The sequence below is a fragment of the Acinetobacter sp. FDAARGOS_724 genome, assembly GCF_013364475.1.
In the GTDB taxonomy this organism is placed as follows: Bacteria; Pseudomonadota; Gammaproteobacteria; order Pseudomonadales; family Moraxellaceae; genus Acinetobacter; species Acinetobacter variabilis.
In genome coordinates, this window is record NZ_CP054908.1 from 2793148 (window position 1) to 2813799 (window position 20652).

Consider the following 20652-nt stretch of genomic DNA (forward strand, 5'->3'; position numbering starts at 1 on the left):
TCTTTTTAGAACAGAAACGGCCCAGAGGATTCTCATGGGCCGCCTGCATACATAACGCTTACTTTGCCACCATCACGTGTCGCAAAAATGACAAGCTAGCGTCTAACGCATTAAGCCTCAGAAGCAGGAGCTTCTTCTGCTTTAGCTTGTGCATTTGCTTGTGATTGAGCATATTCTTTACCAGCAAGAATCGCATCAGCCATAGCAGAAGCATAAAGTGTTACTGCACGGATCGCATCGTCGTTACCCGGAATAACGTAGTCTACGTTGTCTGGGTTAGAGTTAGTATCAACGATACCGATTACAGGAATACCAAGGTTTTTAGCTTCTTTGATTGCAATCGCTTCGTGATCAACATCGATTACGAATAATGCGTCAGGTAAACCACCCATGTTTTTAACGCCGCCTAAAGCACGTTCAAGTTTTTCCATCTCACGGCTACGTTCTAAAGCTTCACGTTTAGTAAGTTTAGCGAAAGTACCGTCTTGAGATTGAGTTTGAAGGTCTTTTAAACGGTTGATAGATTGGCGAAGAGTTTTCCAGTTCGTCAACATACCACCTAACCAACGGTGATCTACGTATGGTTGACCAGCGCGTTGAGCTTGTTCACGGATGATTGCAGAAGCAGCACGTTTAGTACCAACGAACAAAACTTTGTTCTTTTTGCTAGCCAGTTGGTTAGCGAAGTTCAAAGCATCATTTAACGCAGGAACAGTGTGCTCAAGGTTGATGATGTGAATTTTGTTACGCGCGCCAAAGATGTATTGACGCATTTTTGGGTTCCAGAAACGAGTTTGGTGACCAAAGTGCGCACCAGCTTGTAGAAGGTCGCGCATGCTTACGTTGTAATCTGCCATTTTCTTTACCTTAAAGTTTGGGTTAGGCCTCCATATATCCGCATTCTCCACCCTTGCGGGCACCCAGAGTAATGTGACGATATATGTGCGGATTTTTAATACACCATTCAATCAGCCTCGCAAATATATTCACGAAAAAGCATTTGATAAAATGGGCGGCTATTTATACCATAGTCACATACAAATTTCCAAAAGTTTTTAGAGATCATGAACACTACTTATCAAGCTCCCCGTCGTTTAATCAAATCCGCAGAAGATATCGAAAAGATGCGTATCGCTGGACGACTGGCTGCAGAAGTGTTGGATATGATCAAACCGCATATCAAACCCGGCGTAACAACACTGGAATTGGATACGATTTGTCATGACTATATTGTAAATGTGCAGAATGCCATTCCTGCATGTTTAGGTTATGGTGCAGCGCCTGGCCGCCCTGCTTTCCAGCATACAATCTGTACATCTGTAAACCATGTGGTCTGTCACGGGATCCCATCTGAAAACAAGATCCTGAAAAAAGGCGATATTTTAAATATTGATGTCACTGTCATCAAAGATGGTTTCCATGGGGATACCAATATGATGTACATCGTGGGTGGTGAAACTTCAATTTTAGCAAACCGTCTATGTAAAGTCGCTCAAGAAGCTATGTATCGTGGTATGGCGGTAGTGAAACCAGGTGCAACGATTGGTGATATTGGTCATGCGATTCAAAAATATGTTGAATCTGAACGTTTTAGCGTTGTTCGTGAATATTGTGGCCACGGAATCGGCACAACTTTCCATGATGAACCGCAGGTGCTGCACTATGGTCAGCCAGATACCGGTATGGTGCTTGAAGAAGGTATGACTTTTACGATTGAACCAATGGTAAATGCTGGTGTTTGGCAAACCAAACTGCTGGGTGATAAATGGACTGTGGTCACTAAAGACCATAAATTATCAGCTCAATATGAGCACACTCTTTTAGTAACAAAAAATGGCATTGAAGTGCTGACTGCTCGTCCTGAAGAAGATTTGTCACGTTTTAGTGCATAATAACAACACTTCCTCATATAAATGGTCACTTTAAAGTGGCCATTTTTAGTTTATATTTCCCCTATTATTCTCATTCTCAAAGCATATTCTTAGTTCCCGTCTATCTAAACTATCTATCGATGTTCAAGATAAGGTTGCACTGATTCAGCATTTTTTTCGTATATTTTTCCAAATTCTTTTGCCCAATGTGCACCATTTTAGGCTAAGATAATGTGCTTTTTATTTTTTAATCCCTATAAGAAGGAATACTGCCGTGGACGTACGTCTCTCTGATCGTGTGAATGCCATCAAACCGTCCCCTACGCTTGCTGTGACAAACAAGGCTGCTGAACTGAAAGCTGCTGGTCACAACGTTATTGGTTTGGGCGCAGGTGAGCCAGATTTTGATACCCCTCAACACATCAAAGATGCAGCAATTGCAGCAATTAACAACGGTTTCACCAAATACACCGCTGTTGATGGTACGCCAGGTCTTAAAAAAGCAATTATTGCTAAATTAAAACGTGACAATAACCTTGATTATCAAGCGAACCAAATCCTGGTTTCTTGTGGTGGTAAACAGTCTTTCTTTAACTTGGCACTTGCTTTGTTAAACAAAGGTGATGAAGTGATCATCCCTGCTCCATTCTGGGTAAGCTATCCAGACATGGTGATCATTGCTGAAGGCACACCAGTAATCGTGAAATGTGGTGAAGAACAACGTTTCAAAATTACTCCTGAGCAATTAGAAGCTGCGATCACTGACAAAACTCGTCTAGTGGTATTAAACAGTCCTTCTAACCCGACTGGCATGATCTACACTAAAGCTGAATTAGAAGCTTTAGCAGCAGTACTGCGTAAATACCCAGAAGTATTCATCGCATCTGATGACATGTACGAACCAATCCGTTGGGAAGATGAATTCTACAACATCGCAACTGTTGCGCCTGACCTTTACGACCGCACTATCGTATTAAACGGTGTGTCTAAAGCCTATGCAATGACAGGCTGGCGTATCGGCTATGCAGCAGGTCCTGCTAAACTGATCGGTGCGATGAAAAAAATCCAGTCTCAATCAACTTCTAACCCAACTTCTATTTCACAAGTTGCTGCAGAAGCTGCATTGAATGGTCCTCAAGACGTTCTTGTACCAATGGTTGAAGCGTTCAAACGTCGTCATGACCTAGTTGTGAATGGCTTGAATGACATTAAAGGTATTTCTTGTCTACCTGCTGATGGTGCATTCTATGCATACGCAAACATCAAACCATTGATTCGTGCGAAAGGTCTGAACTCTTGCACAGAATTCTCTGCTTGGTTATTAGAAGAAACTGGCGTTGCAGTCGTTCCTGGCGATGCATTCGGTCTAGGTGGTTTCATGCGTATCTCTTACGCAACTGCTGACGAAGTATTAGTTGATGCACTTGCACGTATCAAAAAAGCTGCTGATTCTATTGAAGGCGTTGATGAGGCGATTGCTTCGATCGAAGCTGAAAAAGCTGCGAAATAATCTAATTGATTAGATAAAAAAACCCGCGATCATCGCGGGTTTTTTTATGCAGTTTGTAGATGCTTACGGTATTTAAGTGCCAAACAAAGCAAACACATCAATGCGGCAAAGGTATAGGAAATAGCCAGCATCCACCAGAAACCACTTATTCCCGAAACATCCAGATTGAGATTGAAGAGCGACACTGGATGATAAGCCAAATACCAGCCTCCGCCCAATCCACCTAATAGCAGTACACCACTAAAAATAAACATGGGGAAGATCACCACTTTCCAGCAGCGTAGCATATTGACGCTAATCACCAGAATCGCATCAAAAATATGCATCCAGCATAATAAGAACATCAATGCCAGACTCACCGTAAGCACATCCGTATGATCACTAAATAGCGCCACAATCGGTTTCTGAAAAATTGCGATCAAGACCGCCAGAACAACTGCGCTTGCAACCACCACACGTAACGCTTTAAAAGTTAAAGCCCAGGCAGATTGCACTTGATTTGCACCAATCCTAGTAGAGACCAGAATGCTAAAGGCAGAGCTCATCGAAAATGGCACCATAAACAGCAGGCCAGCCAAACCCCTCGCTACTTGATGCGCATTCACCATTATCTCCCCCAAAGGCAAGATCAATAATGCAATCGCACTAATTGTAAAGACATCAATAAATACGACAATTGCTGAGGGTAAGCCGATTCTTAAAATTTTTAGCAAAGTCTTAAAATGGAAAAATTGTCCCGACCAGTGCACACGCAACTGCTTTTCCAGAAATATCAGGTAATAGACCACTAATAGTGCCCATTGAACAGTCAGATGAGCAATAAAAGCTCCCTCAACCCCATAGGCGGGCACATAACCCTGAATCCCAAAAATCAGGCAATAAGCCAAACTCACTTTGAATATCAGATAAAAAATATTGGCATAGAATACACGCTTCGCCTGACCACAGGCTTGCGTTAAAATATATAAAATACGCACTAACAAATGTGCTGGAAGCGTCCAAGCCAGTAACCATAAACAAGGTTGAATCAAAGCCTGTAATGCACTATCTGCTTTTAATAAATGCAGCAATGGATCCGCATGAGTCAATAACCATCCTGCAAAGACAGACAGGACACCGACAATAAGGATGCTCTGTTTCAGGATTTTTTGAATATCATCAAAAGCACGTCGCCCATATGCTTCAGCAAGTTCCTGCATCATACCCTGCAAGATCCCCGTCCCCGAAACAAATAATAAAGAATAAATAGATAAACACACAGCCATAGCAGCCACATGTTGCGGTGAGTAATGAGACAGGAAAATCATGTCAAATATTCCGGCCAACATTATGATGCTATTACTCAAAAAAATAGGCACCCAAAGATGCAAAAACTGTTTCATTGCAAAATCACTCTATTCTAGGACTTACGCATTGACGGATTCAAAAAAGTATTAAAATACTTTATAAAGTATCTGTGATTAGACGAATTAAACATGCTTCTACAGCAACTTGTACATTACCCATTTATATGGGCTTTCTCATGACAGAACCGAACTCTATTAGCTGCACACAACTTGCCGAGACTTATAATATCTCGCATGATAGTGTAAATCGCTTTCTAGAGCGTGAAGACTACACACCTCACGACCTATATCAAGAATCAATTCAACATATTGATAATAATAAACTTATAGTCAGTATTGATGATACTGTTTTAGATAAACCATATAGTCAACATATGGACTTGGTTAGCTATTTTTGGTCAGGCAAACACCACCGATCCGTCAAGGGTATTAATCTCATTACCTTGTATGCGACAGATCAAAATGGTCAAAATATTCCAATTAATTTCCGAATTTATGACAAATCTGAAAGTAAAACCAAGAATGATTACTTTATGGATATGTTAAGTGAAGTACTCAGTTGGGGTGCAAAGATTCAATTTATTACAGGTGATAGTTGGTATTCATCGACTGGAAATCTAAAAACCATAAGAAAATATGGTATTCGATTTATGTTTGGTATCGACTGTAACCGTAAGGTTTCCCCAGAAAAAGGACAATGGTTTCAACTGCGTTTATTGCCAGATTTCCATCAGGGTCAAGTGGTCTGGCTCAAAGATTTTGGCTTTGTACAATTATTTAAGACTCAGTTAAAAGAACAGCAGAGGTTTTATATTGTGCATCAAGATGAAGATGATTTATTGTCCTTTGAGGGTTTTCATGAATTACATTCAAGTCATTGGAAAATAGAGCAATATCACCGGGTGATTAAACAGGTTTGTCATATTGAAAAGTTTCAAGTAAGACGATCTAAACTGATTTTGAATCATATTTTTTCAGCCTTGATGGCCTACGTTGAGATACAAAAGAACCAGTTTGAGCGGATCTTTGAAAATGTATATCGTTGGCAGAAGAAATTATTTAGACCAATTATCAAAAACTTCATTGATGACTTTATTCTCGATAAAAATCATCTGCTACCACAGAGAATCTATAAATAATAGTGCGTAAGTCCTATATTCTTAATTTTTTTCTCGGGTTTTATTTTTAAACTGAATTATTTAAAACTGAGATATACAGTGGAAATCACATACAATCCTTGTGCCATAAATCTTTATATTTATTGATTTTTATAAAAAAGTTCAGTCTCTATCTTCAGTTCGCTTATAGAAAATAATAATTTTTTAAGCTCAGAAATTATGAGTTTTTCATTCTAATGTTTAACAATTTAATAAAAAGAAAGAATGATCACAACATGAAAAGTAGAACGCTATTTGAAATACGAACCTGCTAATCACTATTTTCATCAGATAAAATCACCAGACTTGCTCTTCCTTTATCTGATTATATTTATTTCAGGAATCAGGTTGCTGAAACATGGCAATGACCTCAGCTTCTGTCATTTTTTTGGTTTGATTGTTAAATGAATAAAATGCTGGCTGATGATCTATATAAATTTCTAAATTGAAATCCAGATCCTCTGGCAGTTGCTCCAAAGTAAATACATTAATATTGGCAAAGGAATGATCTTTGGTCCGCCAGAAAATAAAAGTATCACAGGCATTGCAAAAACCACGCTCTGCCCATTCAGAAGTACTTGCAACAGATAAATGCTGCTGATCAATAAAGTGAATATTTTCTATATCAATCGACATGAGAGGCCCACTTGTGTGGCGGCACATGGAACAATGACAGGCGGCCACTTCATAACTTCTAAGCTGAACTTCAAATCGAGTCACACCGCATAAACATCTCGCTTTCATGATTATTCTTCCTCGGTATTATTATTTTACCGGATTCATTATAAGTAAAAGGCTTTGTACATTTCCTCATACAATTTTTTATTGCTGATCGAAGCACCATCTGCCTAAACTTGTCATTCAAATCCAGTATTTAAAATAATAAGGACAAGCTATGAATCTCAAGAATCTTTCAGGTTTGCAGATTATGCAAGAGATGCTTAAGGGCGACCTACCTATGCCTTCTATGGCAACCACTATTCCCATGTCTGCAAGCGAAGTCGAACCGGGACACGTGACCTTTGTTGTAAAAGCTGATGAACGCCATCTGAATCCTATGGGAGGTATACATGGCGGTTTTGCTGCAACTGTTTTAGATACGGTAACAGGCTGCGCGATTCATACTTTACTTGAAGCCGGTGTCGGTTATGGCACAATTGATCTGAATGTAAAAATGTGCCTTCCAATTCCTCACAACCAAGAACTAAAAGCAATCGGAAAATCAATTAATCTCAGTAAAAATCTAGGCATTTCTGAGGGTCAAATTCTGGATGACGAAGGCCGTATTTATGCCCATGCCACAGCAACCTGCATGATTTTTCTCAATTCCGACCATTAACGTGTTTAAGGCTTAAAGTACGCCCCATTTCCCTTGCGGTGCTTTTACCAGTTTCGGCTGGGTCAATGCCCGATATTCGAAATAATGCTTAGAAACATTCGCTACACTCAGTACCTGAGTTTCTTTAGCAGAAGCTTGCCACACTTTAGACTGGTTCGATCCGGTCAGAAGATTGCCAGCAAGCTCATAAATATAAAGATCTTTTTTCTGAGCTTCAGGCATGTTCAGAAAAATCTCAAAACTAAATTGGCGTTCTTTTTCGACCAGCCACTTTTCTGCAAACCATAGTTGCAACAAGTCACCCAGATATAACTGTTTAGTCGCTAAGGGCCATAAACGGATTTCTGCACCAGCCACAGGGGTAAAGTATTGAGCAGAATCTTGAATAATTTCGAGATAATGATCTTGATAAAAAGACAGTTGAGAGAAAATTTGAGGGATAGTGAGCGTATTCATTCGCTTTCTCCGGTTTAGCCATTTTTGTGCTGGCAAGTAGGTTTAAATCCACACTGTTTGACCATTTGGTCAAACGACTTTATGTTTTCAATCTAGCAAGTGAAATTTGTTCTGACAAGCATTTTTTAAGAAATTAATGCAATCGTTTAAATTAAAATCAGATAAGTGCAATTTGTAATAAATATGACAGTTTTTGCTTGACCCTTGATGAAATCTCTCTATAATCGCATTCAGATTCTCCCATAGCTCAGTCGGTAGAGCGACGGACTGTTAATCCGCAGGTCCCTGGTTCGAGCCCAGGTGGGAGAGCCAAATTCAAGAAAGCCCGCAGCATTAAAGCGGGCTTTTTTATTGCCTGAAATTTCATTTATAAAATGATTCGATTCTTCTTTTCTCTTATATATTCTTACTCTGCCCTTTTATTTACCTAGTTAGATTGGACTATATTTTCATTTAATCAAATGTGTTTATACATACTTATTTTTAGTTGATAACAACGTTTACTATCTTGCATGATGTTAATTTCTCCACTCTTACTGTAAGAAACATCAGATTAAATTTTATATCGCTTAGGCTATTTTAAATTCTTTTAATAAATAAGTTAGCTACAGATTCTTTATAGTTATAAAAAAATCCCCCGATTTGGAGGATCTTCTTTGATGTCTTAATAAAGTAGCTTCTTAAGCTGCTTTTGTTGGCACACCACTATGGAAACGGAACATTTCATCTGGACTGAGAATCAGATTCTTTTCTACTTCCCGGATATGCTCAATTCGGCTTTGAATATCTTCTTGCGGATTTTTCAGTTTTGCAGTTTTAGCCACATCCAAAGCTAAGGCCAAGTAGTCCTCAAAATGGCGAGATTCAGATTTGAGCAAGTAACGGTAATAGCGTCCTAACTCGTCATCCACCAGCGGAGCAAGCGCATAGAAACGCTCACAAGAGCGTGCTTCTACAAAAGCACCAATCACCAGCACATCAATTAATGCTTCTGGTTCATAGGTCCGGATTTCCTTACGCAAACCACTCGCATAACGCCCTGCACTGAGACCAATCCATTGCTGGCCACGCTTATTCATGAATTCCAGCACCTGTTCATAGTGCAGCATTTCTTCACGTACCAGTTGCGCCAGTTTCACCTGCAAATCTACAAAGAAGCTATAGCGGAACATCAGGTTCATTGCTGTACTGGCTGCTTTCTTCTCACAGTTAGCATGATCCTGCATCAGGATCTCCAGATTCTGTAATGCCTCATCGAGCCAGGCTTTTGGTGTTTCACAACCCAGGAAGCCAATGACAGGCTTCATCAGTTCATCATAATCAATATTTGACATATGTTTCTTGCAATCTTAACGCGCAGCTTTAATTACAGCCTTCATTTGTTGAACCGCTTGCGCTAGACCAATAAAAACTGCATCTGCAATAATCGAGTGACCAATATTTAATTCATGAATTTGAGGAATTGCAGCAATTGGAGTGACATTATCCAGGTTCAGACCGTGACCTGCATTGACCACCAGACCTTTAGAAGCCGCATACTCTGCCCCTTTGATAATGCGCTCCAATTCAACCTGCTGTGCTTCAGGTGTTGCTGCATCGGCATAAGCACCTGTATGAAGCTCAATTGTAGGTGCACCACAAGCCACTGCTGCATCAATCTGGGCAAAGTCAGCATCAATAAATAGCGACACATCACAACCAATCGCAGTCAGTTCCTGAGTAGCCTTCTTTACATCTTCAAAATGACCAATTACATCCAAACCACCTTCAGTCGTCACTTCCTGACGTTTTTCCGGTACAAAGCAGACATGCTGCGGCTGGATTTCTTTAGCAATCGTCACCATTTCATCAGTTACGGCCATTTCCAGATTCATATGCGTGGTCAATACCGGACGCATACGACGTACATCTTCGTCCTGAATATGTCGGCGGTCTTCGCGCAAATGCAGGGTAATTCCCTCTGCACCGGCTTGCTCACAGATCAATGCAGCATTGACTGGGTCTGGGTAGGTCGTACCACGTGCTTGTCTTAAAGTTGCGACATGGTCAATATTGACACCAAGTAATGCAGCCATAATATTTTCCTAACTACGATTGAGATTGAGAATTTTGGATCCACAATTGTCGACTTTTCAGTGGTCGGTCACCAAGCAAAGCAGTGATCACCTGTCGATATAGCTTCGTCAGTAATTGTAACTGTTCTGGATTAAAATCCCTACCATTTTCATAGTGCTGCATTGTTAAAATCTGCTGGCCCGACATGGTTGAGCGCAAGGCCTTGGCCGAAGGCATAAAACCTTCATTCAACTGAAAATAGTAATGTTGCAAGGGATTGATTGGTGCCTGATTGGCATCGACCGAAAAATCCAGTTCATAGCCCAGTTCTTCTAATAAGATATGTTCAAACTGACGCAGAACCTGTTTTAAATAAGTATTGGGATTTTCCTGATCGGAGAGTTTTTGCAAGGCATTCAACGTTTCGCCATATTTGGCAAAGGTCAGCGGCATTTGCACTTCAAGCGGACATAAACGCAACAGGATTTCATTTAGATAAAAGCCAGAAAAGAAGGCATCGCCAAAAAAAAAGATCGGCTGATTAACAATTTCTAATTTGGTGAAGTTTTTGAGTTCAGATTTGCCAGAGGCTAGCAAGCTGATGGGTTGATATTGTGGTGGAGGATTTTGTCTCAGTATTCCGTCAATACGGCCATATTCCTGGGTAAATAAATGCACAATATGACTGCGATCGCGATATTTACGATGATGAATCAAGTATCCATGCAGCACTTCATTACGCATAGGCTGCTTCTTTAGTCTTTATTCTTTTTTGATTTTTTCTCGTCTTCTTCGTCATCCCCATCGGGAATGGCGGCACCCACAACAGCCGCGGTCCCTTTGACCGCGTACTTTGTGGTTTTATAGGCAACTTTGGCAGGAACGGTCACTACTTTATGAATACAGCCCTGCAAAAATAAAACACATGCAATAACTGCCAGAAATTTCATCATGATCCGTTCCTATCCAATTTAAATGTCGCTATAACCTAGACTTTTCAGGGCTCGCTCATCATCAGACCAGCCGCCTTTGACTTTCACCCAAAGCGTTAGCATGATTTTCTGTTCGAACATCTTTTCCATATCGACACGTGCATCCATACCGATTTTCTTCAGCTTGGAGCCTTTTTCACCAATCACAATGGCTTTTTGGCCAGCACGATCAACAAAAATAGTGGCATCAATATAAGTACATGCCGGCTTCATACGACCTGTTTTTTCATTCAGGGTCGGCTCTTCAGTTTTGAAAGATTCGATCTGAACAGTTAAATCGTATGGCAGTTCTTCACCTAACTGACGCATGATCTTTTCACGGATAATTTCAGAGGCCAGGAAACGCTCTGAACGATCAGTGAGCTGATCCAGTGAATACAGTGGGGGCTGGAATGGCAGGTACTTGGCAATCGTATCGCGTAAGTGTTCGAGATTTGCACCACGAAGTGCAGATACCGGTACGATTTCAGCAAAGTTCATCAGTTTGGCACGTTCACAAATCAGCGGTAAGGCCTCATTCTTGTTCTCAAACGTGTCCAGCTTGTTGATTACCAGAATTACTGGCATATCCGCATTTTTTAATTTCTCCAGAACAAGCTCGTCGTTCTGGGTCCATTTCTGTGCGTCAACTACAAACAGTACCAGGTTTACGTCACGCAGTGCAGAGTGCGCAGCTCGGTTCATCATTTTATTGATGGCACGCACTTCTTTCTTATGCATCCCCGGTGTATCAACAAATACTGCCTGAGATTTTTCACGTGAATCAATCCCTACGATTTTATGACGTGTAGTTTGTGGCTTACGTGAAGTAATCGAAAGTTTCTGGCCCAGTAAGTGGTTCATCAAGGTCGATTTACCTACGTTTGGACGTCCGACAATCGCCACGAAACCGCTACGATAATCAGAAGGAATTTCAGTACCCTGTGCACTGAAAAATTGACTAATCAAGTCATTGCTGTCGCTTTGCGACTCGTGATCAGCATCAATGTGATCGGAATGAGTAGTCATTAAGACTTATGCTCCAAATGTTTTAAAATATCTGCCGCAACCGCCTGTTCAGCGAATCGTCGACTTGAACCTTCACCGGCCATGACCGGCAAGCCTTCTACCTGGCATTCCACTTTGAAATGCTGGTTCGGGGCATCACCCTGAATATCTACAACCTCGTAAACTGGGAGAGGTTTTTTACGTGCTTGTAAATATTCCTGTAGGCGTGATTTAGGGTCTTTCAGCTGGTCAGTCGGCTCAATATTGTCTAAATATGGTTCGTACCATTTTAGCACAATCGCCTGTAGTACAGTGAGATCACCGCAATCCACATAAATTGCACCAATGATAGCTTCGACCGTGTCGGCAAGTATAGACTCACGATGATGACCACCCGATTTCAGTTCACCCGTACTGAGAATCAAGTTCTGACTCAATTTTAGATCATTGGCAATTTTCCCTAACGCTTCCTGTCGGACAAGAGTCGCACGCATACGCGTCAGACGGCCCTCATTTTCCTGCGGGTAAGCAGTAAAGAGATAATTGGCTATGATCATCCCTAAAAGAGAATCGCCTAGAAATTCTAGGCGTTCATAGTTGTGTTTATGACTGACTGAACGATGGGTCAGTGCCAGTTTTAACAGATCAGCTTGTTTAAACTGATAGCCGATCCGTTTGGCAAGACGCTCATCATTTAGTTTTGACTGTGCTTTGATCAAAATCTTTCTCAAACTTCATCACTAAATCGATATTCAATATGAAATTCTTGCGAATTTCATAATTCTTGTGCACCTGTAAACCATCAGTGTTGGTTACTTTGGCAATTTCATCAAATTTCAGATCACGAATATTGTTCATTTCTAAACGCTGCCCCATCTGTTGACGAAATTTTTCTGGCGCAATATTTGCCGGAGAACTCTTTAAAAGTTCCTCAATCTGATTGTCCACCATACGATCATCAAAGTATGGCCCCCAAACTGCAATCGCCACTTTGGCAAGAAAAGCAAACCCCACGATTGCAAATAAAATTCCAATATACGAAGCACCTTGTTGATGTTTCATTTTTTATTTTCCTGACTGAAATAATTAATCGATTATTCCGTTTCGACTAAACGATGGCAGTTTAAAGCCAGGTTCTTTATGCATCCAGATATAGAATGCGCGACCTGTTAAGTTTTCTTCCGGAACAAAGCCCCAGAAACGACTGTCAGCACTTTGATCGCGATTATCCCCCATCGCAAAGTAATGGCCTTCTGGAACTTTCACTTCCCAATATAAACCATTTTCAGCTGAAAACTTACCATTTTCTATATAGTTAAGGAATGGAGCCTGACGAGCTACATTTACTCCTTCCAGTTCACGCATAGTGAAAGTATGTTCGCCAATGGTTTCTTTATGATAAATCGAATTTGGCGTATCTAGGCGATCTTTTTCACGGCTGAATTCTACTGAAACTTTTGCTACTTTCTCACCATTAATGGTTAACTGGCCATGATCATAAACAATATGATCACCTGGCAAACCAATTACACGTTTGATATAGCTAATCGTTGGTTGTGGCGGATAGCGGAAGACCACGACATCACCACGTTCCGGGCTACCTGTATCCAGAATTTTTGTATTTACAATTGGTAATTTCACACCATAGTCAAATTTATTGACCAGGATAAAATCACCGGTTTCCAGGGTTGGAACCATGGAATCTGATGGAATATTGAAAGGTTCGTACAGGAAAGAACGCAAAACTAAAACGACCGCCAAAACCGGCCAGAAATCATAAGCCCAGGTAATAATGAAATTTTCATTGCCCTTACCTTTGGTCTGTCGTTGTTTCAGAACAAACTTATCTAGCAACCAAACCGCGACGAAAAATAAGGTCGCAGGAACAAGAATTAAATTAAAATCAAAATCCATGGGCTTATTATCCTTATAGTATTAGCGTTCGACTTTCAGTACAGCTAAGAACGCTTCTTGTGGAATTTCAACGCTACCCACCTGTTTCATACGTTTCTTACCTTCTTTCTGTTTTGCAAGAAGTTTCTTCTTACGTGATACGTCACCACCATAACATTTTGCCAATACGTTTTTACGCATTGCTTTTACAGTAGAACGGGCAATAATTTGCGCACCAATAGCCGCCTGAATTGCCACATCAAACATCTGACGAGGAATCAGGTCTTTCATTTTTTCAACCAGTGCAATTCCACGATGACGTGCATCCTGGCGATGGCAAATCATTGCTAAAGCATCGACTTTTTCACCATTGATCAGGACATCCACTTTCACCAGTGATGAACTTTCAAAACGCACAAAGTTGTAATCTAGTGACGCAAAACCACGTGAACAAGATTTCAATTTATCAAAGAAATCCATCACCACTTCGGCCATTGGAATTTCAAAAGTAACAGATACCTGATTCGCCATGAACTTCATGTCTTTCTGTACACCACGGCGCTCAATACATAAGGTCATGACATTACCCAGGTATTCCTGTGGCACGAGGATATGACACTCTGCAATTGGTTCACGCAGGTCTTCAACAGTTGAGCCATCTGGCATTTTTGACGGGCTATCGATGTAAATGGTATTGCCATTTTTCATCACTGCTTCATAAATTACCGTTGGTGCTGAAGAGATCAAATCCAGATCGTATTCACGTTCTAGACGCTCCTGTACGATCTCCATGTGCAGCATACCTAAGAAGCCACAGCGGAAACCGAAGCCTAGAGCATCAGAACTTTCTGGTTCGAAGAACAGCGCAGAGTCATTGATTTGCAGTTTATGCAATGCTTCACGGAAAGGTTCAAAATCACTGGAATCGATTGGGAACAGGCCCGCATAGACCTGTGGTTTTACTTTTTTGAAACCAGGTAATGTTGGAACTTCTGGAGTAGTTGCCAGTGTAATGGTATCACCCACTGGTGCACCAAAAATGTCTTTAATACCGGCAATTACGAAACCAACTTCACCCGCTTCAAGAATATCGGTTTCAGTATGCTTCGGATTGAAAATACCGACTGAAGTGATGATATGTGTCTGACCCGTCGATTTCACCAGCATCTTGTCGCCTTTGCGAACACGCCCCTGTTTCACACGAACTAGAGATACCACGCCCAAGTAGTTATCGAACCATGAGTCAATAATCAACGCTTGCAGCGGTGCATCACGTTCACCTGTTGGTGCAGGAATGACATTCACCAGCGTTTCAAGTACACCTTCAATACCTAGGCCAGTTTTTGCTGAACAGGTCGGTGCTTCAGTCGCTTCAATCCCGATAATATCTTCAATTTCCTGAATTACACGTTCGGGTTCAGCCTGTGGCAAGTCAATCTTGTTCAGTACTGGTAAAACTTCCAGACCCTGCTCAATCGCGGTATAGCAGTTTGCTACAGACTGCGCTTCTACCCCTTGCGCTGCATCCACAACGAGAAGTGCACCTTCACAGGCCGCTAAAGAACGTGAAACTTCATAAGAGAAATCCACGTGTCCCGGGGTATCAATGAAGTTCAACTGATACTCTTGACCATTTGGATGGGTATAGTACAAGGTGACCGAAGCCGCTTTGATGGTAATCCCACGTTCGCGTTCAAGTTCCATAGAATCAAGAACTTGAGCCTGCATTTCACGATCCTGCAAACCACCACAAGTTTGAATAAAACGGTCTGCCAGAGTCGATTTACCGTGGTCAATATGCGCAATAATCGAGAAGTTACGAATGTTTTTAATATCAACAGATTTTTTAGCTTGCGCCATGGGCTACCTTGAGAAAAAAACGCGCCATGCAATTTAAAAAGTCATTGCATAACAAAAGCCGAATAGAAATTGCCGAGGATTATAGCAGAATGGAGATACAGAAAAAGAATTATCTTTCTTCTCTCTCGCTTATCTTAAATACGTAACTGCTTTATTTTTTATTTTCTTTTCCTCAGCTTTTTTCCATGAAAACAGCTTATTAAATGGACTGCTTCCTATTTGGTAGCTCCCCTCTATTCAATCTCGATATCATCACTTTATTAGATTGATTCTTCTCTTATCGCCTTTACTTCTTCACTCAAATATAAAGTAGAAAAATCATAAGGGTTAATACTGTCTGAGAGAGGCTGATAAGCTTGGGTAAAACTTGGCGACATACGCTTCGGGCGACCCGACGCAATTTCGATACAGGCCCACTGTGTGCTACCGGTAAATAGGACATTCTGATCCTGTGGACGATAAAAAGCATACTGTCTGAATGAATATAAGGCATTCAAATCACTTAACCAGGTTCGTAGAATCAGCTCATCCCCTTCAAATGCCGCCTTGCGATACTGGACATGATGTTCAACTGCAACCATGGCATGTTTAAGTTGCAGATACTCATTTAAACCGAGTCCTAATTGCTCGATATGGGCCGAGGCCACATCCTGCATCCACTGCACATAAATGACGTTATTCACATGTCCTAAACGGTCGATATGTTCAGGTTGTACCTTTAAAACTTGGTCAAAAATACCAGTCACTTTTCTCTTATCCTTTATCGCAATTTTTTCCATGTACAGAGTCTACAGAAATTATGCCTCGGGTAAATTGCGAAAAATAAAAAACCGCCTATACAAGCGGTCTTTTATTGAAGATTCATTTATTTTATGAAATGCGCATCCCGACAATGGCACGTTGACCCTGACGAATCAGACCGACACGGGCAACACTACCTTTTTTTAGATCTGCCACCGCTTCCACAAACTGGTTACTGTTCAATATCGCTTTACCATTGATTTGAGTCACGACATCATTTGGCATGATCCGTGCCTGAGCTGCGATCCCGTCTCTACGGACGTCCTGAATGACTACACCACCCTTAATCTCTAAACGTTCTTTTTCAGCCGGGCTTAATTCACGAATAGTAACGCCTAATACCGGCCCTTTATTTGGCTGGGCCTGATTACCTGCTTTGGCTGGAGTTTCATCTGGTGCAGTTGTTAAGGTTGCATTGATATTACGACGTTTATCATCACGTAATACTTCCAGCTGAATCTGCTGTTTAGGCGCAGAACGGTTCAAATAGTTCAGCAACTGGCTAGTGCGTGAAATATCAGTACCGTTGTATTTTAAAATCACGTCACCGGCTTGCAGACCCGCTTTAGCTGCTGGCGAGTTTGGTGCCACCTGGGTAATTAAAGAACCTTCTGGCTTAGATAATTTGTAAGATTCAGCCAAAGTACGGTCGATATCTTGCAGGCTTACACCCAAATAAGAACGGGTCACCTTACCATCGCGTTTCAGCTGGTCAGCGACTTCCATAGCGACATCAATGGGAATCGAAAATGACAGCCCCATATAACCACCAGTACCACTGAAGATTCGTGAGTTCACCCCCACCACTTCACCGCGCTGGTTAAATAGCGGTCCACCCGAGTTTCCCGGGTTGAGGGCAACGTCAGTTTGAATAAATGGTACGGCTGTTTCGCCCATCATGTTACGCATCTTGGCACTGACAATGCCGGCAGAAGCGGAGTAGTCAAAACCAAAAGGTGAACCGATTGCTAATACGGGTTCACCTACACGTAATTTATCGACATCACCAGTACGCAGTTCCGGGAAACCTGAACCATTAACTTTCAATAAAGCGACGTCAGTACGCTCGTCGCTTCCCACGACTGTCGCATCAATTTCCCGACGATCATTCAAGGTAATTGTCACTTTAGACGCATCTTCAACTACGTGGTGGTTGGTCAGCAGATAGCCATCCTTACTAATGAAGAAGGCACTCCCATATCCGGTTTTTTCCTGCGGTACACGTGGCTGCGGAATAATCACTTGATTACCAAAGAAACGGCGTAAAATTTCAGGAACCTGTTGTTGCAAGAGCTCTTCTTCGCTCATTTTTTTGACAACACTTACACTGACCACTGCCGGACTGACCTGATCAACCAGGTTAGAAAAATCGACGGGTGTTACTGCCTGTAACTGAGCAGCACTCATAGTAACAGTCGCTGCAAATAATCCTTTTTTTAAATCCAGAATTTTCATATAAATTATTCACCCAAATTGTTGATAAATTTATGTAAATAGGTTTTATCACAAACTTCATATATTTTAAGTAACAATATGTTCGAAAGCTTGAATGTTAGCAACCTTTAATTTTTCTAAAGCATTAAGTTAAAGCTTTTATTAATTTTTTTCATCAATAAATGAGCACTTAAACGCTTGCCTTTTGTACAAAAAAGCGCTCTGATTACCGGACTTTTTTCAATTAGCTGATGGACATGTCTAATTTTCCCCTTACCCATCATTTTGACGTGATCATTGTGGGCAGTGGTGGTGCCGGCCTAAGTCTAGCACTTTCTTTGCCTGAACATTTTAATATTGCAGTTCTTGCCAAATCTACCCTGACCGATGCCAGTACCTATTATGCTCAAGGCGGTGTTGCAGCAGTACTGGATGAGACAGACTCGATTGAACAGCATATTGATGACACCATGATTGCAGGTGTACATCTGTGTGAAATGGATGCGGTGAAGCAGACGGTTGAAGGTGGTAAGCCTTCGGTGGATTTTCTGCTGAAACACGGCGTCCAATTTACTCTGGATGAGCAGGAACAATTACATTTGACCCGTGAAGGCGGCCATTCACAGCGCCGAATCATTCATGCGGCTGATGCTACTGGGCGTGCCATTTCTACCACGTTGGTACAGCGTGCTCAGGAAAAAGAAAATATTACCATCTTTGAAAATTACATTGCGATCGACCTGATCTGTTCACAAAAACTGGGCCTAGATGGTGAAAATCGCACCTTAGGTTTATATGCACTCAATGAAGCAAGTGCACAAGTTCATACTTTCTTAGCACCATTTACTGCCCTGGCTTGTGGCGGTGCGATGAAAGCTTATCTTTATACTTCCAATCCGGATATCGCGACTGGTGATGGGATTGCGATGGCCTATCGTGCCGGTTGCCGGGTTGCCAATATGGAATTCAACCAGTTCCATCCGACCTGTTTATATCATCCACAAGCCCGTTCATTCCTGATCACAGAAGCTATGCGTGGTGAAGGTGCATATTTACGCCTACCTGATGGTGAGCGTTTTATGCTGCGTTTTGATGAGCGTGCTGAACTAGCACCACGTGATATTGTGGCACGCGCAATTGACTATGAGATTAAACGTCTGGGCATTCGTCATGTCTGGCTAGATATTACCCATAAAGATGAAAGCTTCATCAAAGAACACTTCCCAACCTTATATGCACGTCTGTTAGAACTTGGCATCGACATCACCAAGGAAATGATTCCTGTGGTTCCTGCTGCGCATTATACCTGTGGTGGTGTGGTCGTAGATGAAAACAGTCAGACCGATATTGCCGGACTCTATGCCATTGGTGAAACGTCCTATACCGGCTTACATGGCGCTAACCGTATGGCTAGTAACTCACTTTTAGAATGTTTTGTATATGGCATGAGTGCTGCCAAACATATTCAGGAAAATTTCAAGGCAGATCAAGCTATCCCTGAGGTACCAGAATGGGATGATTCTCAGGTCACTAATCCTGATGAAGATGTAGTTATTCTGCAAAACTGGGACGAGCTGCGTCAGACCATGTGGAACTATGTGGGTATCGTCCGCACGACTAAACGTCTGGAACGTGCCCTGCACCGGATTGAGATGTTAAAGAAAGAAATTACCGAATACTATCAGGATTATCAGGTGAGCAAAAACTTGATCGAGCTGCGTAATCTGGTACTGGTTTCTGAGATGATTGTGCGTTGTGCCATGCAACGTAAAGAATCTCGTGGCCTGCATTTCACCCTGGATTATCCAGAATTACTGCCTGAACTACGTAAAACTGTACTGATTCCACCAAGTTTTGAAGTAGAAACTCCTTTGGTGAATGCTTAAAGATATAGGCAGATAATATTTTTGAATGTTATCTGCCTTTTCTTTGGCTCTGATTTTTTAAGTTTTTAGAATAATCAGGATTTAAATAAAGCATATGATTTGTAAGAATTAATCAGCATTTTAAGGAATGCACGTGTTCTTTACGTGGTGGAACCGAATAGGTCGCTGTCACATGGGCAACCGGCTCTTCCTGATCAATCGAATAAATCCAGACTTCTCCCACAATGAGCGCTTTACCCACTTTCATCAATTTACTTTCCCCTCGCAGATCAACACCACCCGAAGGTTTACGCAGAAAATTAATATTTAAGTTCGTAGTCACTGCCAGGCCAACCAGTCCAATCTCACCGAGGATCGCAATATATAAAGCCAGATCAGCTAAGGTCATCATGGTGGGGCCAGACACTGTGCCGCCGGGACGTAATTCCTGCTCACTCACTCGATACAGTAAGGTTGCACCCTGAGGCACTACAGCTTCGATCTGGCACTTTTCCAGGCTCTGTGGAAATTCCTGCTGTAAAAACTGGATGATTTCTTCTCTTGTACTTTTCATCATGTTTTATCTTCCTGATTTCTTCCAATATAGAAGATTCTTCCTTGAAATAACTAGAGAAAAGTATGCCAAAAATGTCTTTAGAATAAAATTATTTTAAATAAGACAGCGCCTGTTCAAACACCTGATCCGGTGTTTGAGTTGCATCCAGACATTTAATCCGTTCTGGATGACGCTGGCATAGTGTTGCATATCCAGCGCTAACTTTCTCAAAGAAAGTAACTTTCTCTTGCTCAAACCGATCCAACGCACCTCGGGCATGTGCGCGATTCATACCCAGTTCAATCGGTGCATCCAGCCAGAACGTAATATCCGGCATACGTTCCACGAAATTTTGATTCAACAGATTCAACTTGTCTTCACTGAGTCCACGCCCTGCACATTGATAGGCAAAACTGGCATCTTATATTCCTTTATATTAATTTGTAAACAAAAGTAGTTATATCCTAATACTATATAATGTAAACTATACAAGTATTACCGAAATGATGAACTTCTTTAAAGTCTAAAAG

Annotated in this window: 21 protein-coding genes, 1 tRNA gene and 1 pseudogene; 6 read left to right on the forward strand and 17 right to left on the reverse strand. The window is 41.5% G+C overall.

From position 1 onward, the window contains the following. Positions 1 to 110: 110 nt before the first annotated feature. Positions 111 to 857 carry a 30S ribosomal protein S2 gene (gene rpsB, locus FOC32_RS14680; protein WP_004784492.1) on the reverse strand — a complete coding sequence of 249 codons (747 nt, stop codon included), beginning with the start codon at positions 855 to 857 and terminating at the stop codon, positions 111 to 113. 207 nt (positions 858 to 1064) lie between these two features. Here rpsB and map point away from each other — a divergent pair, with 207 nt between their 5' ends. Together map and FOC32_RS14690 are read left to right on the forward strand one after the other, a co-directional pair. Further along, positions 1065 to 1892 (forward strand): type I methionyl aminopeptidase, encoded by an 828-nt coding sequence (gene map, locus FOC32_RS14685; protein WP_004784494.1) that lies wholly within the window; start codon positions 1065 to 1067, stop codon positions 1890 to 1892. 253 nt (positions 1893 to 2145) lie between these two features. Further along, entirely contained in the window at positions 2146 to 3381 is a 1236-nt protein-coding gene (locus FOC32_RS14690) for a pyridoxal phosphate-dependent aminotransferase (protein ID WP_005236666.1), read from the forward strand. A 44-nt stretch (positions 3382 to 3425) separates the two neighbouring features. Here the strand turns inward: FOC32_RS14690 and FOC32_RS14695 are convergent, their stop codons facing one another. Beyond that, the gene (locus FOC32_RS14695; protein WP_228761268.1) at positions 3426 to 4688 is read right to left on the reverse strand and encodes an MATE family efflux transporter; all 1263 of its coding nucleotides are present in this window, start codon (positions 4686 to 4688) and stop codon (positions 3426 to 3428) included. A gap of 149 nt (positions 4689 to 4837) precedes the next feature. Between FOC32_RS14695 and FOC32_RS14700 the strand changes: the two genes are divergently transcribed. Further along, positions 4838 to 5866 carry an IS701-like element ISAba11 family transposase gene (locus FOC32_RS14700; protein WP_081402725.1) on the forward strand — a complete coding sequence of 343 codons (1029 nt, stop codon included), beginning with the start codon at positions 4838 to 4840 and terminating at the stop codon, positions 5864 to 5866. 354 nt (positions 5867 to 6220) lie between these two features. On the opposite strand, the gene FOC32_RS14705 is transcribed toward FOC32_RS14700, so the two are convergent. After that, the gene (locus FOC32_RS14705) at positions 6221 to 6628 is read right to left on the reverse strand and encodes a GFA family protein (RefSeq protein WP_175967872.1); all 408 of its coding nucleotides are present in this window, start codon (positions 6626 to 6628) and stop codon (positions 6221 to 6223) included. 151 nt (positions 6629 to 6779) lie between these two features. Between FOC32_RS14705 and FOC32_RS14710 the strand changes: the two genes are divergently transcribed. Further along, a complete protein-coding gene (locus FOC32_RS14710) occupies positions 6780 to 7223 on the forward strand; it encodes a PaaI family thioesterase (protein WP_175967874.1) in 444 nt (147 codons plus the stop codon). 12 nt (positions 7224 to 7235) lie between these two features. On the opposite strand, the gene FOC32_RS14715 is transcribed toward FOC32_RS14710, so the two are convergent. Next, complete coding sequence (locus FOC32_RS14715) at positions 7236 to 7679, reverse strand: hypothetical protein (RefSeq protein ID WP_034171231.1); 444 nt, start codon at positions 7677 to 7679, stop codon at positions 7236 to 7238. 236 nt (positions 7680 to 7915) lie between these two features. Here FOC32_RS14715 and FOC32_RS14720 point away from each other — a divergent pair. Further along, a tRNA-Asn gene (locus FOC32_RS14720) sits at positions 7916 to 7991 on the forward strand. A gap of 368 nt (positions 7992 to 8359) precedes the next feature. On the opposite strand, the gene FOC32_RS14725 is transcribed toward FOC32_RS14720, so the two are convergent. From FOC32_RS14725 to FOC32_RS14775, 11 genes are all read right to left on the reverse strand, one after another. Further along, complete coding sequence (locus FOC32_RS14725; protein WP_175967875.1) at positions 8360 to 9013, reverse strand: tRNA-(ms[2]io[6]A)-hydroxylase; 654 nt, start codon at positions 9011 to 9013, stop codon at positions 8360 to 8362. A gap of 15 nt (positions 9014 to 9028) precedes the next feature. After that, positions 9029 to 9754, reverse strand: a complete 726-nt coding sequence (pdxJ, locus tag FOC32_RS14730; protein WP_175967877.1) for a pyridoxine 5'-phosphate synthase — start codon at positions 9752 to 9754, stop codon at positions 9029 to 9031. A gap of 13 nt (positions 9755 to 9767) precedes the next feature. After that, a complete protein-coding gene (recO, locus tag FOC32_RS14735) occupies positions 9768 to 10478 on the reverse strand; it encodes a DNA repair protein RecO (RefSeq protein WP_175967879.1) in 711 nt (236 codons plus the stop codon). A gap of 11 nt (positions 10479 to 10489) precedes the next feature. Further along, positions 10490 to 10687: an NF038104 family lipoprotein gene (locus FOC32_RS14740; protein WP_034171227.1), complete on the reverse strand. Its 198-nt coding sequence runs from the start codon at positions 10685 to 10687 to the stop codon at positions 10490 to 10492. An 18-nt stretch (positions 10688 to 10705) separates the two neighbouring features. Beyond that, positions 10706 to 11734: a GTPase Era gene (era, locus tag FOC32_RS14745; RefSeq protein ID WP_175967880.1), complete on the reverse strand. Its 1029-nt coding sequence runs from the start codon at positions 11732 to 11734 to the stop codon at positions 10706 to 10708. Further along, positions 11734 to 12432 carry a ribonuclease III gene (gene rnc / locus FOC32_RS14750; RefSeq protein ID WP_004784515.1) on the reverse strand — a complete coding sequence of 233 codons (699 nt, stop codon included), beginning with the start codon at positions 12430 to 12432 and terminating at the stop codon, positions 11734 to 11736. The genes era and rnc overlap by 1 nt, the downstream gene beginning before the upstream one ends. Continuing rightward, on the reverse strand, positions 12404 to 12775 hold the full coding sequence (locus FOC32_RS14755) for a DUF4845 domain-containing protein (RefSeq protein ID WP_034703931.1): 372 nt from the start codon (positions 12773 to 12775) through the stop codon (positions 12404 to 12406). The genes rnc and FOC32_RS14755 overlap by 29 nt, the downstream gene beginning before the upstream one ends. A 24-nt stretch (positions 12776 to 12799) precedes the next feature. After that, positions 12800 to 13627, reverse strand: a complete 828-nt coding sequence (gene lepB / locus FOC32_RS14760; RefSeq protein ID WP_175967883.1) for a signal peptidase I — start codon at positions 13625 to 13627, stop codon at positions 12800 to 12802. Positions 13628 to 13648: 21 nt separating this feature from the next. Continuing rightward, positions 13649 to 15466: a translation elongation factor 4 gene (gene lepA / locus FOC32_RS14765; RefSeq protein ID WP_004784519.1), complete on the reverse strand. Its 1818-nt coding sequence runs from the start codon at positions 15464 to 15466 to the stop codon at positions 13649 to 13651. A 260-nt stretch (positions 15467 to 15726) separates the two neighbouring features. Then, positions 15727 to 16212, reverse strand: coding sequence for an acyl-CoA thioesterase (locus tag FOC32_RS14770; RefSeq protein WP_175967885.1), 486 nt, complete (start codon positions 16210 to 16212; stop codon positions 15727 to 15729). Positions 16213 to 16336: 124 nt separating this feature from the next. Further along, entirely contained in the window at positions 16337 to 17722 is a 1386-nt protein-coding gene (locus FOC32_RS14775) for a Do family serine endopeptidase (protein WP_034171221.1), read from the reverse strand. A 236-nt stretch (positions 17723 to 17958) separates the two neighbouring features. Between FOC32_RS14775 and nadB the strand changes: the two genes are divergently transcribed. Continuing rightward, the gene (nadB, locus tag FOC32_RS14780) at positions 17959 to 19587 is read left to right on the forward strand and encodes an L-aspartate oxidase (RefSeq protein WP_175967886.1); all 1629 of its coding nucleotides are present in this window, start codon (positions 17959 to 17961) and stop codon (positions 19585 to 19587) included. Between the two features lie 112 nt (positions 19588 to 19699). Here the strand turns inward: nadB and FOC32_RS14785 are convergent, their stop codons facing one another. Both FOC32_RS14785 and FOC32_RS14790 read right to left on the reverse strand, forming a co-directional pair. Continuing rightward, positions 19700 to 20140, reverse strand: a complete 441-nt coding sequence (locus tag FOC32_RS14785) for a PaaI family thioesterase (RefSeq protein WP_171248473.1) — start codon at positions 20138 to 20140, stop codon at positions 19700 to 19702. A 91-nt stretch (positions 20141 to 20231) separates the two neighbouring features. Beyond that, positions 20232 to 20543: pseudogene (locus FOC32_RS14790) on the reverse strand (dTMP kinase); the annotation flags it as partial. Positions 20544 to 20652: the final 109 nt, after the last annotated feature.

Bases quoted from the DNA above. Each gene is read 5' to 3' on its own strand.
- FOC32_RS14705 (WP_175967872.1), bottom strand. From the start codon at position 6,628: ATGAAAGCGAGATGTTTATGCGGTGTGACTCGATTTGAAGTTCAGCTT.
- rpsB (WP_004784492.1), bottom strand. From the start codon at position 857: ATGGCAGATTACAACGTAAGCATGCGCGACCTTCTACAAGCTGGTGCG.
- FOC32_RS14695 (WP_228761268.1), bottom strand. From the start codon at position 4,688: ATGATTTTCCTGTCTCATTACTCACCGCAACATGTGGCTGCTATGGCT.
- map (WP_004784494.1), top strand. From the start codon at position 1,065: ATGAACACTACTTATCAAGCTCCCCGTCGTTTAATCAAATCCGCAGAA.
- FOC32_RS14710 (WP_175967874.1), top strand. From the start codon at position 6,780: ATGAATCTCAAGAATCTTTCAGGTTTGCAGATTATGCAAGAGATGCTT.
- pdxJ (WP_175967877.1), bottom strand. From the start codon at position 9,754: ATGGCTGCATTACTTGGTGTCAATATTGACCATGTCGCAACTTTAAGA.
- lepA (WP_004784519.1), bottom strand. From the start codon at position 15,466: ATGGCGCAAGCTAAAAAATCTGTTGATATTAAAAACATTCGTAACTTC.
- era (WP_175967880.1), bottom strand. From the start codon at position 11,734: ATGACTACTCATTCCGATCACATTGATGCTGATCACGAGTCGCAAAGC.
- nadB (WP_175967886.1), top strand. From the start codon at position 17,959: ATGTCTAATTTTCCCCTTACCCATCATTTTGACGTGATCATTGTGGGC.
- FOC32_RS14725 (WP_175967875.1), bottom strand. From the start codon at position 9,013: ATGTCAAATATTGATTATGATGAACTGATGAAGCCTGTCATTGGCTTC.
- recO (WP_175967879.1), bottom strand. From the start codon at position 10,478: ATGCGTAATGAAGTGCTGCATGGATACTTGATTCATCATCGTAAATAT.
- FOC32_RS14740 (WP_034171227.1), bottom strand. From the start codon at position 10,687: ATGATGAAATTTCTGGCAGTTATTGCATGTGTTTTATTTTTGCAGGGC.
- FOC32_RS14715 (WP_034171231.1), bottom strand. From the start codon at position 7,679: ATGAATACGCTCACTATCCCTCAAATTTTCTCTCAACTGTCTTTTTAT.
- FOC32_RS14785 (WP_171248473.1), bottom strand. From the start codon at position 20,140: ATGAAAAGTACAAGAGAAGAAATCATCCAGTTTTTACAGCAGGAATTT.
- FOC32_RS14755 (WP_034703931.1), bottom strand. From the start codon at position 12,775: ATGAAACATCAACAAGGTGCTTCGTATATTGGAATTTTATTTGCAATC.
- FOC32_RS14775 (WP_034171221.1), bottom strand. From the start codon at position 17,722: ATGAAAATTCTGGATTTAAAAAAAGGATTATTTGCAGCGACTGTTACT.
- lepB (WP_175967883.1), bottom strand. From the start codon at position 13,627: ATGGATTTTGATTTTAATTTAATTCTTGTTCCTGCGACCTTATTTTTC.